General features: G+C 73.0%; 13 protein-coding genes. 8 read left to right on the top strand and 5 right to left on the bottom strand.

The genetic code is table 11. From position 1 onward, the window contains the following. The first annotated feature begins 15 nt into the window (after window positions 1-15). On the top strand, window positions 16-636 hold the full coding sequence (locus ACWEJX_RS12735; protein ID WP_451607458.1) for a hypothetical protein: 621 nt from the start codon (window positions 16-18) through the stop codon (window positions 634-636). Here ACWEJX_RS12735 and ACWEJX_RS12740 read toward each other — a convergent pair. Continuing rightward, a complete protein-coding gene (locus tag ACWEJX_RS12740) occupies window positions 618-2,105 on the bottom strand; it encodes a CehA/McbA family metallohydrolase (RefSeq protein WP_451607459.1) in 1,488 nt (495 codons plus the stop codon). The genes ACWEJX_RS12735 and ACWEJX_RS12740 overlap by 19 nt on opposite strands. 92 nt (window positions 2,106-2,197) lie before the next feature. Here ACWEJX_RS12740 and ACWEJX_RS12745 point away from each other — a divergent pair, with 92 nt between their 5' ends. The 5 genes from ACWEJX_RS12745 to ACWEJX_RS12765 all read left to right on the top strand — a co-directional run bounded on the left by ACWEJX_RS12745 (window position 2,198) and on the right by ACWEJX_RS12765 (window position 7,888). Further along, a complete protein-coding gene (locus tag ACWEJX_RS12745; protein WP_451607460.1) occupies window positions 2,198-3,028 on the top strand; it encodes a TIGR03619 family F420-dependent LLM class oxidoreductase in 831 nt (276 codons plus the stop codon). Window positions 3,029-3,082: 54 nt separating this feature from the next. Beyond that, window positions 3,083-3,544 carry a prevent-host-death family protein gene (locus ACWEJX_RS12750; RefSeq protein WP_451607461.1) on the top strand — a complete coding sequence of 154 codons (462 nt, stop codon included), beginning with the start codon at window positions 3,083-3,085 and terminating at the stop codon, window positions 3,542-3,544. Further along, window positions 3,541-3,894 (top strand): hypothetical protein, encoded by a 354-nt coding sequence (locus ACWEJX_RS12755; RefSeq protein WP_451607462.1) that lies wholly within the window; start codon window positions 3,541-3,543, stop codon window positions 3,892-3,894. Before ACWEJX_RS12750 ends, ACWEJX_RS12755 begins: the two co-directional genes overlap by 4 nt. Before the next feature lie 125 nt (window positions 3,895-4,019). Then, window positions 4,020-6,623: a bifunctional FO biosynthesis protein CofGH gene (locus ACWEJX_RS12760; protein WP_451607463.1), complete on the top strand. Its 2,604-nt coding sequence runs from the start codon at window positions 4,020-4,022 to the stop codon at window positions 6,621-6,623. Window positions 6,624-6,763: 140 nt separating this feature from the next. Then, entirely contained in the window at window positions 6,764-7,888 is a 1,125-nt protein-coding gene (locus tag ACWEJX_RS12765; RefSeq protein ID WP_451607464.1) for an ADP-ribosylglycohydrolase family protein, read from the top strand. Between the two features lie 14 nt (window positions 7,889-7,902). Here the strand turns inward: ACWEJX_RS12765 and ACWEJX_RS12770 are convergent, their stop codons facing one another. Continuing rightward, on the bottom strand, window positions 7,903-8,685 hold the full coding sequence (locus ACWEJX_RS12770) for an SDR family oxidoreductase (protein ID WP_451607465.1): 783 nt from the start codon (window positions 8,683-8,685) through the stop codon (window positions 7,903-7,905). Between the two features lie 87 nt (window positions 8,686-8,772). On the opposite strand from ACWEJX_RS12770, the gene ACWEJX_RS12775 reads away from it, so the two are divergent. Next, window positions 8,773-9,663 carry a hypothetical protein gene (locus ACWEJX_RS12775; protein WP_451607466.1) on the top strand — a complete coding sequence of 297 codons (891 nt, stop codon included), beginning with the start codon at window positions 8,773-8,775 and terminating at the stop codon, window positions 9,661-9,663. Between the two features lie 154 nt (window positions 9,664-9,817). On the opposite strand, the gene ACWEJX_RS12780 is transcribed toward ACWEJX_RS12775, so the two are convergent. The 3 genes from ACWEJX_RS12780 to ACWEJX_RS12790 all read right to left on the bottom strand — a co-directional run bounded on the left by ACWEJX_RS12780 (window position 9,818) and on the right by ACWEJX_RS12790 (window position 12,250). Beyond that, window positions 9,818-10,018 carry a DUF397 domain-containing protein gene (locus ACWEJX_RS12780; RefSeq protein ID WP_403800380.1) on the bottom strand — a complete coding sequence of 67 codons (201 nt, stop codon included), beginning with the start codon at window positions 10,016-10,018 and terminating at the stop codon, window positions 9,818-9,820. Window positions 10,019-10,271: 253 nt separating this feature from the next. After that, window positions 10,272-11,165 carry a helix-turn-helix domain-containing protein gene (locus ACWEJX_RS12785; RefSeq protein WP_403800383.1) on the bottom strand — a complete coding sequence of 298 codons (894 nt, stop codon included), beginning with the start codon at window positions 11,163-11,165 and terminating at the stop codon, window positions 10,272-10,274. A gap of 356 nt (window positions 11,166-11,521) precedes the next feature. After that, window positions 11,522-12,250, bottom strand: a complete 729-nt coding sequence (locus ACWEJX_RS12790) for a GOLPH3/VPS74 family protein (protein WP_451607467.1) — start codon at window positions 12,248-12,250, stop codon at window positions 11,522-11,524. 188 nt (window positions 12,251-12,438) lie between these two features. Here ACWEJX_RS12790 and ACWEJX_RS12795 point away from each other — a divergent pair, with 188 nt between their 5' ends. After that, window positions 12,439-14,718: a D-alanyl-D-alanine carboxypeptidase gene (locus ACWEJX_RS12795; RefSeq protein ID WP_451607468.1), complete on the top strand. Its 2,280-nt coding sequence runs from the start codon at window positions 12,439-12,441 to the stop codon at window positions 14,716-14,718. Window positions 14,719-14,875 lie beyond the last annotated feature (157 nt).

Here is a 14,875-nt window from a genome sequence, read left to right on the forward strand (position 1 = left end):
CCAACGGGGGGAAACATGAATACGAACAGCGGCCGCGCCTGCCCGGGCTGCGGGCGGGACGACCTGGTGCAGGCGGTGCCCGCCGCGTACCTGGCCGGGCGGGACTCCGTCACCAGCCGGGAGCGGAACGGCGACGGGCACGTGCGGACGGTGACGCGGCGGGTGACCACCGCGCTCGCCGAGGCGCTGGCGCCCGTGCCCAAGGAGCCCGCCCAGGGACTGGCCGGGGTCGCCGCCTTCGCGGGGTTCGTGGCGGTCGGCTCCTTCCTGGGCTGGGTCTTCGCCGGGCGGGCCTTCGAGGAGGTGCCCGACGGCGCCTACTTCGGGGCGCCCGACAGCCTGGGCCCCGACCTCTCCTTCCTCGGCTGGGTCTCGGGCCTCGCGCTGTGCGTCGCCGTCCTGGCGACGCTCGTCCTGGTCCGGCGCCGGGGCGAGTTCGCGCGGCGGACCCGCGGGCGGCAGCAGGCGGAGGAGCTGTGGGCGCACGGCTGGTACTGCCACCGCTGCGGCACCGTCCACCTCGTCGATGTGCCCGGCGAGGACACCGTCCCGCTCACCCTCCAGCGGTTCCGCGAGCGGGTGTGGGAGCGGGGCGGCTACGGCGAACTGGCGGGGCGTCAGCGGGTCGCGGGCTGACCGGCTGCGAGGAAGACCGGGTTGGTGAAGGCGGCCAGGGCGCCCGGGAGCGGCGGCGCGGTGACCGGGTGGCGGACCTCCGCCCGTACATACGCGGCGTTGGCGGCCGTCGTCGTCCACTCGGCGGCGCCGTCCCGCGGCTGCGTCGTGAACAGCACGCCCTGGTCGGTGACGAAGCGGACCGTGCCGCCCTCCGGCGCGCCCGTGACGCGCAGCCGGGCGGTCACGGGCGCGTCGGCCGGGACGGTCAGGCGTTCGCCGAGCCCGGCGGAGCGCCCGCGCCCGTCGGTGAGGGTGAAGTCCAGGGAGACGGCGGCGGATTCGGCGACGTACGAGCGTCCGGCGCGCAGCCCGTCGAGGATCGCCGTGCGGCTCAGTTCCTCGGCGAGGACGACGGTCTGCGGGGTGCCGACCCGGTCGGGGTCGCGGTGCGCGTCGCTGTTGCCCATGGCGGGCGTCCAGCGGCCCGCCGCGAGCGCCCCGTCCCAGCCCGCGAGCGAGACCTCGTCGTCGGGTGTGTACGGGCCGTTCCACACCTCCACCGCGTCGGCGTCGCCGAAGCCGAACCGCCAGGCGCAGCCGATGCAGGTGGCGTGCGGGTGCGCGGGGACGACGAGGCCGCCGGCGCGGCGGATCTCGCGGGCGAAGCGCCCGAAGCGGTTGTCGCGGGCCCGGTAGCGCCAGTCGACGAAGGTGCCGGGGTCGGTGCCGAGGGCGAGGACGTGGCCGGTGCGGGTGGTGACCTCCTCGCCGAGCAGGATGAGCAGGTCGTCGCCCGCGCTGCCGGCCCAGGCGCCGTGCCCGGCGTGGGTGTTGTGCTCGGTGCCGGCGATGAAGTCGAGCCCGGCGGCGCGGGCGAGCGCGGCGACCTCGGCGGGGGTGCGGCGGCCGTCGGAGTACACGGTGTGCAGGTGGCAGTCGCCGCGGTACCAGTCGCGGCCGCGGCCGCGGGCCCGCTCGGGCGGGTGGACCGGGCGGGGAGTGGGCGCGGAGGGCCCGAGCCGCAGGGTGACGGTCACGGTGTAGGTGAGCCCCTGCGGGGCGACGGTGTACGGGGCGAGGGCCACGTGCCAGGTGCCGGGGTGCAGCGGCCCGGCGACATAGCCGGGCGTGGCGTCGTCGGCGCGGACGAAGAACTCGGTGCGGGCGCCGCCCGACCAGCCCCGGAAGCCGCGGCCGCCGAGGGCGGTGCCGCGCTGGTCGAAGAGGCCGATGTCGAGGGCGTTGCCCTGGGTGCCGGCGGGGACGGCGGGGCGGTCGTAGGCGTAGCCGACGTGCAGCTCGCGGACGCCGGGCGGGAGGTCGACGGGGAGGTAGAGGAAGTCGGGGGCGCCGGGCGGCAGGGTGCCGGTGACGGTGCGGACGAGGTCGGCACCGTTCTCGGCGGCGTGCGCGAAGCTCACGCTGCCTAAGGTAAGGGCGGTGGCGGCGCCGGTCACGAGGACGGCGCGGCGGGAGGTCGTGGTCATGCGGACGACTGTCCGGGCGCCGCGTGAACATCGGAACCCCGGGCGGGGGAACAACCGCAGACATCGCGCGCCGCACGCCCTACCGTGCCCCCATGCGGATCTCGACCACGATCTTCCTGACCGACGAGACCATCACGCCCGTCCGCCTCGCCCGCGAGCTCGAACAGCGCGGCTTCGCCGGGCTCTACCTCCCCGAGCACACCCACATCCCCGTCTCCCGCGACACCGCCCACCCGGCGGGCGTCGCCCTCCCGCGGGAGTACGCGCGCACGCTCGACCCCTTCGTGGCGCTCGGCCAGGCCGCCGCCGTGACCGAACGCCTCGGCCTCGGCACCGGCGTCACGCTGGTCGCCCAGCACGACCCGATCGCCCTCGCCAAGCGGATCGCGACCCTCGACCACCTCTCCGGCGGCCGCTTCACCCTCGGCGTCGGCTACGGCTGGAACCGCGAGGAGGCCGCCGACCACGGCGTCACCTGGTCCACCCGCCGCGCCCTCACCTCCGACCGCCTGGACCTGATGCGCGCCCTGTGGGCCCCCGAACCCACCGCCCACGCCTCCTCCTTCGGCCCCTCCCTCCGCCCCTCCGAAGCCTGGCCCAAGCCCGCGGGCGGCGCCCCGCGCACCCTCCTCGGCGGCGCCGCCGGCCCGAAGCTCTTCGCCGAGATCGCCGCCCGCACGGACGGCTGGATGCCGGTCGGCGGCCGCGGCCTGACGGAGACGCTCCCCGTGCTCCGCGAGGCGTGGGAGCGGGCCGGCCGCGACCCGAAGACCCTCCAGGTCGTCCCCTACGCGGTCCTCCCCACCCCCGGCAAGCTCGCGCACTACGAGCAGCTGGGCTGCGAGGAGGTGGTGCTCCAGCTGCCGCCGGGCGACGAGCGGGAGGTGCTCGGTGTTCTCGACGACTTCGTCCGATACCTGTGAGCGACTGACTCCGCGCGATTGACTTCGGAATACGTTCCGAAGTATGGTCGGTTCATGCTGACCCCCACTGTCTCCTTCTCCGAGCTCTCCAAGAACTCGAAGCGGGTCGCCGAGAGGCTCGACAGGGCGTACCGGCTGCTCGTCACCCGTCGCGACGGACAGGACCTCTACCTCACCACCGCGAGCTACGACCAGGAGCGCGGGGAGACGGCCGACGTCACGGCCCGGCTCCTCGCCGCGCTCCTCACCGCCGACGACGGCGCCCGCGTGATAGGGCGTGCGCTTCCCTCGGTCTTCCCCTGGGCCCGCCACCTGTCGCCCGAGGAGCTCCGCGAGTTCGCACAGGACCTCGTGGACGCGACGTACGACGCCGCGCAGTTGGACGTCCATGCCACGCTGCACCGCACGATCGTGGAGTGGCGCGCGACGGCACGAGTCCTCGCCGATCCGGCCCTCACCGCCCAGCTCACCCGCTCCCTCCCCGACGAGGACCACGGAGAGGTGACAGCTCCGTGACGCCGAAGCGCGGCGACGACGTCGCCCCACCACCGGTAGGCGGCGAATGGCGGTTGCGCTTCGCGACGAACGAGGCGGCCAAGGGCTGGGGCGAGCTCGGTGCCGAGGCTCCCGGCAACACCAGACGGTGCTTCGAGGCCCTGCGCCGCGATCCGCTGCGGCAGGACGACCCGGACCGGCAGCACCGGCTGCGCGGCCGGCTGGCGACCGCGACCCTCGGTGGGCGGGCGTATCCGCAGTGGGAGTACGAGGTCACGGCCGGCGGCCGGGTGCGGTATCTCGTCGACGAAGAGCGGAGGACGGTTCATCTCGTGTACGCCGCACCCCGGCATCCGAAGGACACCGACTGACCGGCCACTGCCGCCCGCGGTCCGGCCGGGACGGCGGGCCGGGCGACGAGCGGGAGGTGCTCGGTGTTCTCGACGACTTCGTCCGATACCTGTGACCTGCATCGACCCGCTCGTATGCTCGGTCCATGACGGATCACCAGGCACCACGCAACTCCGCCCCGACCGAGAACGCCATGCGCCGGGCCCTCAGGCGGGCCCGGGACGGGGTGGCGCTCGACGCGGCCGAGGCCGCCGTGCTGTTGCAGGCGCGGGGGGCGGATCTGGAGCAGTTGGTCGCGGTGGCCGGGCGGGTGCGGGACGCGGGGCTCGCGCAGGCCGGGCGGCCGGGGGTCATCACGTACTCGAAGAGCGTGTTCATACCGCTCACGCGGCTGTGCCGGGACAAGTGCCACTACTGCACGTTCGCGACCGTGCCCGGCAAGCTGCGGCGGGCCGGGCACGACATGTTCATGAGCCCCGACGAGGTGCTCGACATCGCGCGACGGGGCGCCGAACTCGGCTGCAAGGAAGCCCTGATCACCCTCGGCGACAAGCCCGAGGACCGCTGGCCCGAGGCCCGGGAGTGGCTGGACGCGCACGGGTACGACGACACCGTCGCGTACGTACGGGCCATGGCGATCCGGATCCTGGAGGAGACCGGGCTGCTGCCGCACCTCAACCCCGGGGTGCTGTCGTGGACGGACTTCCAGCGGCTCAAGCCCGTCGCGCCGTCGATGGGGATGATGCTGGAGACGACGGCCACCCGGCTGTGGAGCGAGCCCGGCGGGCCGCACCACGGCTCGCCGGACAAGGAGCCCGCCGTGCGCCTGCGCGTCCTGGAGGACGCGGGCCGGTCCTCCGTCCCCTTCACCAGCGGGCTGCTGCTCGGCATCGGGGAGACGTACGAGGAGCGCGCCGACTCGCTGTTCGCGCTGCGCCGGATCGGCCGGGCCTACCACGGCATCCAGGAGCTGATCATCCAGAACTTCCGCGCCAAGCCGGACACGGCCATGCGCGGCATGCCGGACGCCGAGCTCGACGACCTCGTCGCCACCGTCGCCGTCGCCCGGCTCATCATGGGCCCGAGCGCCTGCCTGCAGGCCCCGCCGAACCTGGTCGACGCCGAGTACGAGCGCCTGATCGGCGCCGGCATCGACGACTGGGGCGGGGTGTCGCCGCTCACCATCGACCACGTCAACCCCGAGCGCCCCTGGCCGCAGATCGACGAGCTGGCGGAACGCTCCCGCGCCGCCGGCTTCGAGCTGCGCGAACGCCTCTGCGTCTACCCGGAGTTCGTCCGGCGCGGCGAGCCCTGGCTGGACCCGCGGATCGTGCCCCACGTGCGGGCGCTCGCGGATCCCGAGACCGGTCTCGCCCGGCCCGACGCACCCGTCCGCGGCCTGCCCTGGCAGGAGCCCGACGAGGCGTTCACCTCCGTCGGCCGCACCGACCTGCACCGCACCATCGACACCGAGGGCCGAACCGGCGACCGCCGCGAGGACTTCGACGAGGTGTACGGGGACTGGGAGGCGCTCCGCGAGGCGGCCGCGCCCGGCATGGTGCCGCAACGGCTCGACGGTGACGTGCGGGAGGCCCTCGCCGTCGCCGCCGACGACCCGACCCGGCTCACCGACCCGCAGGCCCTCGCCCTCCTGCACGCCGACGGCCCGGCCCTCGACGCCCTGTGCGGCATCGCCGACGACGTCCGGCGCGCGACGGTCGGCGACGACGTCACGTACATCGTCACCCGCAACATCAACTTCACCAACGTCTGCTACACCGGCTGCCGCTTCTGCGCCTTCGCCCAGCGCCGCACCGACGCCGACGCCTACACCCTCTCCCTCGACCAGGTCGCCGACCGGGCCGCGCAGGCCTGGGACGTCGGCGCGGTCGAGGTCTGCATGCAGGGCGGCATCCACCCGGACCTGCCCGGCACCGCGTACTTCGACATCGCGCGCGCGGTGAAGCAGCGCGTCCCCGGCATGCACGTGCACGCCTTCTCGCCGATGGAGGTCGTCAACGGCGCCTCCCGCACCGGGCTCTCGATCCGCGAGTGGCTGACCGCCGCCAAGGAGGCCGGGCTCGACTCGATCCCGGGCACGGCCGCCGAGATCCTCGACGACGAGGTCCGCTGGGTGCTCACCAAGGGCAAGCTGCCCACGGCCACCTGGATCGAGGTCGTCACGACCGCCCACGAGCTGGGCCTCCGCTCCTCCTCGACGATGATGTACGGCCACGTGGACCAGCCCCGCCACTGGCTCGGCCACTTGCGCACCCTGGCCCGCATCCAGCAACAGACGGGCGGATTCACCGAGTTCGTGACGCTCCCGTTCATCCACACCAACGCGCCCGTCTACCTCGCGGGCATCGCGCGCCCCGGCCCGACCGTCCGCGACAACCGGGCCGTCACGGCGATGGCCCGGCTGCTCCTCCATCCGTACATCCCCAACATCCAGACCAGTTGGGTGAAGCTGGGCACCGAGGGCGCCGCCGCGATGCTGCGCTCGGGCGCCAACGACCTCGGCGGCACGCTGATGGAGGAGACCATCTCCCGCATGGCCGGGTCGAGTTACGGCTCGTACCGCTCGATCCGCGACCTGGAGGCGATCGCCGAGGCCGCGGGCCGCCCGTCCCGGCCGCGCACGACGCTGTACGGGGAGGTCCCGGAGGAGCGGCGGCGCGCGGCCCGCGCCTCGGACGGGCACCTTCCGGAGCTGCTGCCGGTCCTTCCGCTGCCGTCGCAGGAATGAGGGAAAACTACGGTCAAATACGGCCTGAAGGGCGCCGGAACACATAACGTTCCGGCCCCTTAACGAGTGCATCCGGTCCATTACAGTGCTGGGACGGACCAGTGAACGGACCAGTGACCGGTATACGGAAAGGGCGCGTCGTGACCACCACAGCCGCCGCCGTGTGGGGCCGCACCGAGCAGCAGGACTTCCGGGCCCGGGTCCGCGGCTGCCTCCTGGGCGGGGCGGTCGGCGACGCGTTCGGCGCCGGCGCGGCCGGCCGCACCCTCGCCGCGCTGCGCGAGGCGCACGGCCCGGGCGGCCTGACCGAGCTGGTCCCCGGGTACGGCCGCCGGGGCGCGATCACGGCCGCCACCCAGATGTCCCTGTTCACCGTCGACGGCCTGATCCGCGCCCAGGTCCGCCGCGACACCGGCGTCTGGCACCCGCCGACCGACGTCCACCGGGCCCATCTGCGCTGGGCCGCCACCCAGCGCGACTGGGGCCCCGACGAACGGCGGCGGGACCTGGGCTGGCTGGCCCGCGAGGAGTGGCTGTACGCCCGCCGCGACCCGGCCCGGGCCTGCCTCACCGGCCTCGGCGACGACGTCCTCGGCACGCTCGACCGGCCCAAGAACCCGGAGGCCGCCGACTCCGGCGCCCTCGTCCGCTCGGCGCCCTTCGGCCTGCTCGTCGGCTGGGAGCCACAGCTGGTCTGCCAGCTCGCCGTCGAGTGCGCCGCCCAGACGCACGGCGCCCCCGCCGCGTACCTCTCGGCCGGCGCCCTCGCCGTCGTCGTGCACGGCGTGGCCCGCGGCGACAGCGTCGACGGCGCCGTCCGCACGGCCCAGGCGCAACTGGCCCCGCGCCCGGGCCACGAGCCGGTCACCGAGGCCCTGGAGGCCGCCCTCGCCGCCGTACGGGAGGGCGTGCCGGACGCGGAGCGGGTCACGGCCCTCGGGGCGGGCGAGGACCGCGCGGAGACCCAGCTCGCCGCGGCCGTCTACTGCGCCCTGGTCGCCGAGGACATCCGTCACGGCCTGCGCCTCGCGGTCAACCACGACGGCCCGTCGGCGGCCACCGGCACCCTCACGGGCGCCCTCCTCGGCGCGCTCCACGGCGAGACGGCCCTGCCGCCCGCCTGGCTGGTCGAGCTGGAGGGCCGGGCCACGGTCCTGGCGCTCGCCGACGACTTCGCGCTGGAGATGACCCAGGGCCCGGCGCTGCACGGTCCGTCGGTCCCGGACCCGGCCTCGGGCTGGCTCGCCCGCTATCCGAGGGGATAGCCGCGGCCCAGGGGCTATCTCATCAGCTCGCCGGCGTTGACCAGCAGTGACTGTCCGGTGATCGCCCGCGCCCGGTCCGAGGCCAGGAAGGCCGCCGCCTCCGCGACGTCGCCGTCCGTCGCCAGCTCCGGCAGCGCCATCCGCTCGGTGAGCCGGGCGAGCACCTCCGCCTCCGGGACCTGCTCGGTGTGCGCGGTGAACCGGACGTACGCCTGCACCGGCGGCCCCCACATCCAGCCCGGCAGCACGGTGTTGACCCGGATGCGGTGCGGGCCGAGCTCGCGCGCCAGCGAGTACATGGCCGAGGTCAGCGCGCCCTTGGACGCCGCGTACGCCGCCTGCCGCACCTGCGAGGGTGCGGCCACCGCCGACTGCGTGCCGATCAGGACGACCGAGCCGCCCCGTTCCTTGAGCGCGGGCAGGCAGGCCCTGGTCATCCGCAGGGTGCCGAGCAGGTTGACGTCGAGCACGCCCTGCCAGGTGGTGAAGTCGGCGTCCTCCAGCCCGCCGAAGTACGAGTCCCAGGCGGCCACGTGGACGACGGCGTCGATCCCGCCGAACCGGTCCACCGCGAGCGCGGCCAGCGCCTCGCACTGCGCCTCGTCGGTGATGTCGGTGGGGCGGTAGGCGGTGCTGGTGCCGTCCGGGTCGATCTCGGCGGCCGACTTGGCCAGGTTGGCCCCGGTGCGCGCGCCGAGGACCGCGCGGCCCCCGTCCCGTACCACCGTCTCGGCGATCCGGTGCCCGAGCCCGGCGCCGACGCCCGAGACGACGACGGTCTTTCCCTGAAGCAGCATCGACGCCCTCCCGGACCCTGGTCATGTATCTGACGGTCCGTCAGAGTAGGTCCGTGTCGCCGACAAGGGAAGGGAAGGGGAACGAGGATGACCGAACCGAGGACGAGCGAACCGGGCGCGAGCGAACCGAGCGCGAGCGAGCCGCGGACGAGCGATCCGCGGACGAGCGAGACGTACGGGGAGCTGGCGGCGGTCGGGCCGTACGGCGTGCGCCCCGGGCACGCCCTGATCACCATGGTGGAACCCCACCCGGGCCACGAGTACGCCTACAACCGCTGGTACGAGGACGACCACTACTACGCGGGCGCCATGGCCATGCCCTGGATGTACGCGGGCCGCCGCTGGGTCGCGACGCGCGAGCTCCAGCTCCTGCGCGGCCCGGAGAAGTCCGCGGTCGCCCAGCCGGTCACCGCCGGCTGCTACCTCTCCACGTACTGGATCACCGACGGCCGCTACGACGAGCACATGAAGTGGACCGTCGCCATCAACAAGCGCCTCAACCGGGACGCCCGGGTCTACCACGACCGCACCCACGTCTTCACCTCGTTCCAGGACCACGAGGTGACCGTCTACCGCGACGGGGCCGCCGGGCCGCGCGACTTCCACGCCCTCGACCATCCGTACGGCGGGCTGATCCTCCAGGTCATCGACACGGAGGGGCCCGAGCGGCGGGCCGAACTGGTCGAGCGGCTGCGCTCGCGCGAGCTGCCGCGGCGGCTCGCCGGCTCGCCGGCCGCGATGGTCACGGTCTTCCGGCCCACGCCGCTGCCCGGCGACCGGATGACGTACGTGAAGCAGGTGGAGGGCGTCGACACCCGGCTGACCCTGCTGTGGTTCCTGGAGGCCGACCCGCGCACGTGCTGGGCGGACCGTTTCGCCGACCTCGCCTCCGTGGAGTGGGGCGGCCGGGTGGAGCTCGTGGCGCCGTTCGTCCCGACAATGCCGGGGACGGACCGGTACGTGGACGAGCTGAGGTGACGGCGACCGTGACGGTGACGGTGACGGTGACGGCGGCGCCGGTCGGTGGCGGCGGAAAAACGCCGAGCCCCCTCGGCCAGGACGGCGGACCGGTCGAGAGGGCTCATTCCGTACTGCGCTGATTGCGCCAATGCGGTGCGAAGTGCGCGCGGGGTCACACGGCCCCGGCGCTCACCTCGCCCACGAACGCGTTCCACGAGGCCGGGCCGAAAGAGAGGGAAGGGCCCTCCGGTGCCTTCGAGTCGCGCACGTCGATCGCGTTCACGACGGGGGACTTGACCTCGACACAGGCGCCGTTTCCGCCGGAATACGAGGACTTCGTCCAGCTGTCGGTCGCGCCCTGGATAATGGCCATTCTGCTCAACTCCGGTTCTACGAGTGGTGCGTCGGGTTTCCGCCAATGTTCCTGGCGGACGTGATCGACGCTACTCGCACCGCCCCGTCCTGCGGGACCGGCGTTCACTCGACCGGATGGCATATTCCAAGTGAGCTTCCGCCGCGGTGAGTCGGGGGTGTACCGTACCGGCCTCTTCCCCCGCGCCCCGGCCGAATGGCCGCCGAATGACGGGATTCAGGCCGGGACGCCCGCGGAGTTCCTCATTCGCCCCTCAATCGTCCGATTCTCCGTCGAGGTCGGTTCCGGCGTCGGCGTACCGCTTCGCCATTTTCATGATGTACGCCCGGGTGTCGTCCGCATTCAGCGCCTGTGCCCGCAGGTGCTCGTACATCACGCTGTACTTGCCGACGTCCTGCGCCTTCTCCAGATAGAGGTCGCTCGTCACGCCCTCGATGTAGACCACGCTGGAGTCCGAGGTGTCCGGGAATTCCAGAATCGCGTAATGCCCGCTGATGCCCGGGTGCGCGCCCATGTGGAACGGCAGCACCTGCACGGTCACGTGCGGCAGGTGCGACTGCTCGACCAGGTGCTCCAGCTGCTCCACCATCACCTGCCGGCCGCCCACCACCCGGCGCAGCGCACCCTCGTCGATGACCGCCCACAGCCGCAGCGGACGCTCGCCGTCCTCCCTGATCCGCTCCTGGCGGCGGGTGCGCACCTGGACCCGCTTCTCGATGTCGGCCTGCGTCGACTCCGGCAGCGCGCCCGCGATCACCGCCTCCGCGTAGGCATGGGTCTGCAACAGCCCCGGGATGATCTGCGGCTCGTAGACCCGCAGGCTCTCCGCGTCCGTCTCCAGACCGATGTAGACGCTGTACGGGATGTCGCCGAAGGCGTGCCACCAGCCCTGCTGGCGCGAGTCCTTGGCCATTTGCATCAGCGAGTCGACCACGCGCTCGTCCTCGACCTCGTACACCCCGCACAGATCGCGGACGTCACGCTGGCTGATCGAACGCCGGCCGTTCTCGAGGCGGCTGATCTTGGACTGGGAGACGAGCAGACGCTCGGCGACCTGCTCGGCCGTCATGTTCTTCGCCTCCCGGAGCCGGCGCAGCTCCTGGCCCAATCGGCGTCGCCTGACGGTGGGGTTGACACTGGACGCCACGGAAACTGCACCTCCGGCTGTCGGCTGCGTAGCTGTGAGTATCTACTGCTTGGCAGACTGCCACCAAAGGTGCGGTGTGCGCTGGGAAACGACCAGAGATGCGCGGGCGGGGCGGTCGTGAGACGACCGCCCCGCACACGTATGCGGCTCCCGGTGCGGACCGGTGCGGACCGGTGGTGAACCGGTGGTGGACCGCTGGTGAGTGGGGCCCGGGGCCCGGGCGACCGCGTGGGGGCGGGACCGGGGGCCGGGGGCCTGGGTGGTTCGGGTCTTGCGGTGAGGTGCGGTGTGGTGCGGTGTGGTGCGGTGTGGTGTCGCGACGTGACGTGTTGCGGTGTGTTGCGGTGGGTCCGTCGTCACATGGCGACGCGCGCCATGGTTGCGCGGCGCGGCTGGGACGGCACCGCGCCGCCCGCCGTCGTGCTGCCGGCGTTGCCCGTCGCGCTACGGCGGGGCTGGGCGCCCGCACCGTTCTGGACGTCGAGGACGGCGTGGGCCACGAGGCCGCCCATCGGGTCGTGCCGGATCAGGTCGCGCAGCCGGGACCGCGACGACCGTCCTTCGTTGCCGGGGTACAGGTGCTTGCCGAGACCGACCGCGTGGGCCAGCGCGGCGAGCGCCGCGGTCCGCGGGTCCGGCGGTACGCCGGTGCGGATCGCACTGTCCAGCCGGGCCCTGATCTCCCGGCTGATGGCCGTGTCCGTCGCCTGGTAGCGAGTCGTCGGCAACACCCCGCACATCTGGCTCTCCACGGCATGGACCATGCCGCATCGCTCCAGATGCGAGAGATACGTCTGGCGCAGCCCCAGTCGGGGCCCGCCGATCCAGTGGACGGCCCGTACCGGACTGCCGCGCCTGCGCAGCAGTTCCAGTGCGGAGTCCAGAGTCGGATCTCCGGTCGGCCGTGGCATCACCACGGCGATACGATCCCCGTCAGGGGCTATCCGTCCTGCCAGAGCCAGCTCCACTAGCTGTGCTCCGGCCAGGCCGAGGTCGAGCGACTGCGGCTGCGCTGTGGTACCCGTGGCCGGGTCCAGAGCGAGCAGCAGAAGCTCCTCCGGAATAGTTCTGCGGCTCCTGCCCATCCATGCCTCCCCGCGTGGATGAATGACAGGGTGACCCCTCTCACATTCATCTGTCGAGAGTGCCTGGGTGCTTCGTCCGGGAACCAGTAGGTATGTCGTTCTCGTCTAGCACGGGAGCCGAGGGGTTCGCACAGGACACTGTTGGTTGTTCGTTCGTAGTAGTCATGTGAAGGCACGGAGGAGGCACGGTGGCGGGCGAGTCCCCCGACAAGGCGGAGCAGGGTGAGGGCCGGGACCCGCGGCTGTCGGTCGTCCAGGACCGCGACCGCGACCGCGACCGGGTAGACCAGCCGACGGCGGTCTTCAAGGCGCTGGCCCCGCGCACGGCCCCGGAGGACGAGCCGGGGGAGCCGGAGGCGGCCGAGGAGCCCGTGGAGCCGGCCGGGGAGGCGTCGGCGAAGGCGGAGGACGAGGACGAGGCCGGGGAGTCCTCGGCGCCGGCCGGAGGCGAGGACGAGTCCGAGGTCGCGCCCGAGGACGAGTCCGAGGTCCAGGAGAAGTCCGGGCCGGAGGCCGGGGCGCCCGCCGCGAGCGAGTCCTGGTTCGCCGTGCGCAAGCCCGTCGAGAGCGAGCCGAAGTCCGGGCCGGAGTCCGAGCCGGAGCCCGAGCCGGAGGCGAAGCGCGAGCCCGAGCCGAAGTCCGAGCCGAAGGCGGAGGAGAAGCCGAAGCCTGGGCCGACGGACGACGCCGAGGGCCAGGCGAAGGCCGAGCCGAAGTCCGAGTCCAAGCCGGAGCCGAAGGCCGAGTCGAAGCCGGAGCGGGAGCCCGCGCCGAAGGCCGAGCCCAAGCCGCAGCCCGCGCCCGAGTCGAAGCCGGAGCGGGAGCCCGCGCCGAAGGCCGAGTCCGAGCCGCAGCCCGCGCGCGAGTCGAAGGCCGAGTCGAAGCCCCAGCCCGTCGACCAGCCGACCGCCGTCTTCAAGGCGGTCAAGCCGCCGGTCGTCGACCAGCCGACGACCGCGCTCAAGCTGCCGCCGAGGTCCACCTTCCGCCCGCTCCAGGGCGACATCACCCAGGAGCAGGCGAAGCCGGCGTCCGCCTCCGCCTCCGGGTCCGCCTCCGCGCCCGCAACTGCGCCCGCCCCCAAGGCGGAGCCCCAGGCGGCGCCGAGGTCCGCGCAGGCCGCACCCGTCCCCGTACCCCCGTCGCTCACCGAGCCCGAGCGGACCAAGCAGCAGCCGCTGCCGCCGCGCCCGCCGCTGGAGATCCTCGCCGAGCTGACGAACACCCCGCCGCCGCCGGAGACCACGCTGCGGACCACGGTGCGCCGGGTGAAGATCTGGACCCCGCTGGTCCTGCTCCTCCTGGTCGTGTTTGCGGTCGTACAGATCGTGCGTCCGCTCCCGGACCCCAAGCTGGTGCTCTCCGCCGCTCCTCAGTTCTCCTTCGAGGGCGGTGAGCCGAACATCCCGTGGCCGTCCGAGGGCCAGGGCGCGGCCGAGGTCGAGGGCGTCGGTTCGCTCGGTACGTACGGGGCGCAGCAGCCGGCTCCGATCGCGTCCATGGCGAAGACGATGACCGCGTACGTGATCCTGCGCGACCACCCCATCAAGGGGAAGGACGAGGGTCCGCAGATCGAGGTCGACAAGACCGCCGGCGAGCAGGCGAAGGCGAAGGACGAGTCGACGGCCCCGATCAAGGAGGGCCAGCGCTACTCGGAGAAGGAGCTCCTTGAGCTCCTCATGATCCCTTCGGGCAACAACGTGGCCCGGCTGCTCGCCCGCTGGGACGCCGGTTCGGAGGAGGCGTTCGTCGCGAAGATGAACGCCGCCGCCAAGGAGCTGGGGATGACGGGGTCGACGTACACGGACCCGTCCGGTCTGCAGTCGACGACCATGTCGACCCCGCTCGACCAGCTGAAGCTGGCGAAGGCGGTCATGCAGTTCGACGTGTTCCGCGAGGTCGTGGACATGCCGAACGTGACGGTCGAAGGCATCCCGACCCGGATCGAGAACAACAACACGATCCTGCTCGAACCGGGTGTGGCGGGCATCAAGACGGGTTCGTCGACGCCGGCCGGCGGCAACCTGCTGTGGGCCGCGTACACGGTGGTCGACGGCGAGAAGCGCCGGATCGTCGGCGTCACGATGGGCGCCAAGAACGCGACGCAGCTCTACCAGAAGCTGGACCTGGCGATCGCGTACAGCCTCAAGGTCATCCAGAAGGCGCAGAAGGTCGTCACCTCCGCCGCGGTGGTGAAGAAGGGGCAGGTCGTCGGCTATGTGGACGACGGCCTCGGCGGCCGTACGCCGGTCGTCGCGACCAAGGACGTCAAGGCGATCGGCTGGCCGGGGCTGAAGGTCTCCCTGGCGCTGGGCACCGGCAAGGCCGTACCGCACAAGGGCAAGGCCGGGGACGTGGTCGGCGAGGTGTCGATCGGCACGGGCACCGGCAAGGTCAGCGCACCGGTGGCCCTGGAGAAGGACCTGGCGGAGCCGGGTTACGACAAGAAGCTGACCCGCCTGGGCTGACTCGCCTGGGCCGACCCGGCTGGGACCGACCCGCCTGAGCCGACCCGGCCGGGATCACCCCGGCTGGGCCGACCCGGTCGCGTCGCATGACCCGACTGGACCGATGTGGACAGGCGCCCGGGAGCCACCCGGGCGCCTGCCTGTTAGCGTTCGGTCG

The organism is Streptomyces sp. NPDC004788, from assembly GCF_053601115.1.

What these genes read in the sequence shown, in the direction of transcription:
- ACWEJX_RS12770 (WP_451607465.1), bottom strand. Translation starts at nt 8,685, where the DNA reads ATGCTGCTTCAGGGAAAGACCGTCGTCGTCTCGGGCGTCGGCGCCGGG.
- ACWEJX_RS12740 (WP_451607459.1), bottom strand. Translation starts at nt 2,105, where the DNA reads ATGACCACGACCTCCCGCCGCGCCGTCCTCGTGACCGGCGCCGCCACC.
- ACWEJX_RS12775 (WP_451607466.1), top strand. Translation starts at nt 8,773, where the DNA reads ATGACCGAACCGAGGACGAGCGAACCGGGCGCGAGCGAACCGAGCGCG.
- ACWEJX_RS12760 (WP_451607463.1), top strand. Translation starts at nt 4,020, where the DNA reads ATGACGGATCACCAGGCACCACGCAACTCCGCCCCGACCGAGAACGCC.
- ACWEJX_RS12745 (WP_451607460.1), top strand. Translation starts at nt 2,198, where the DNA reads ATGCGGATCTCGACCACGATCTTCCTGACCGACGAGACCATCACGCCC.
- ACWEJX_RS12790 (WP_451607467.1), bottom strand. Translation starts at nt 12,250, where the DNA reads ATGGGCAGGAGCCGCAGAACTATTCCGGAGGAGCTTCTGCTGCTCGCT.
- ACWEJX_RS12750 (WP_451607461.1), top strand. Translation starts at nt 3,083, where the DNA reads ATGCTGACCCCCACTGTCTCCTTCTCCGAGCTCTCCAAGAACTCGAAG.
- ACWEJX_RS12735 (WP_451607458.1), top strand. Translation starts at nt 16, where the DNA reads ATGAATACGAACAGCGGCCGCGCCTGCCCGGGCTGCGGGCGGGACGAC.
- ACWEJX_RS12780 (WP_403800380.1), bottom strand. Translation starts at nt 10,018, where the DNA reads ATGGCCATTATCCAGGGCGCGACCGACAGCTGGACGAAGTCCTCGTAT.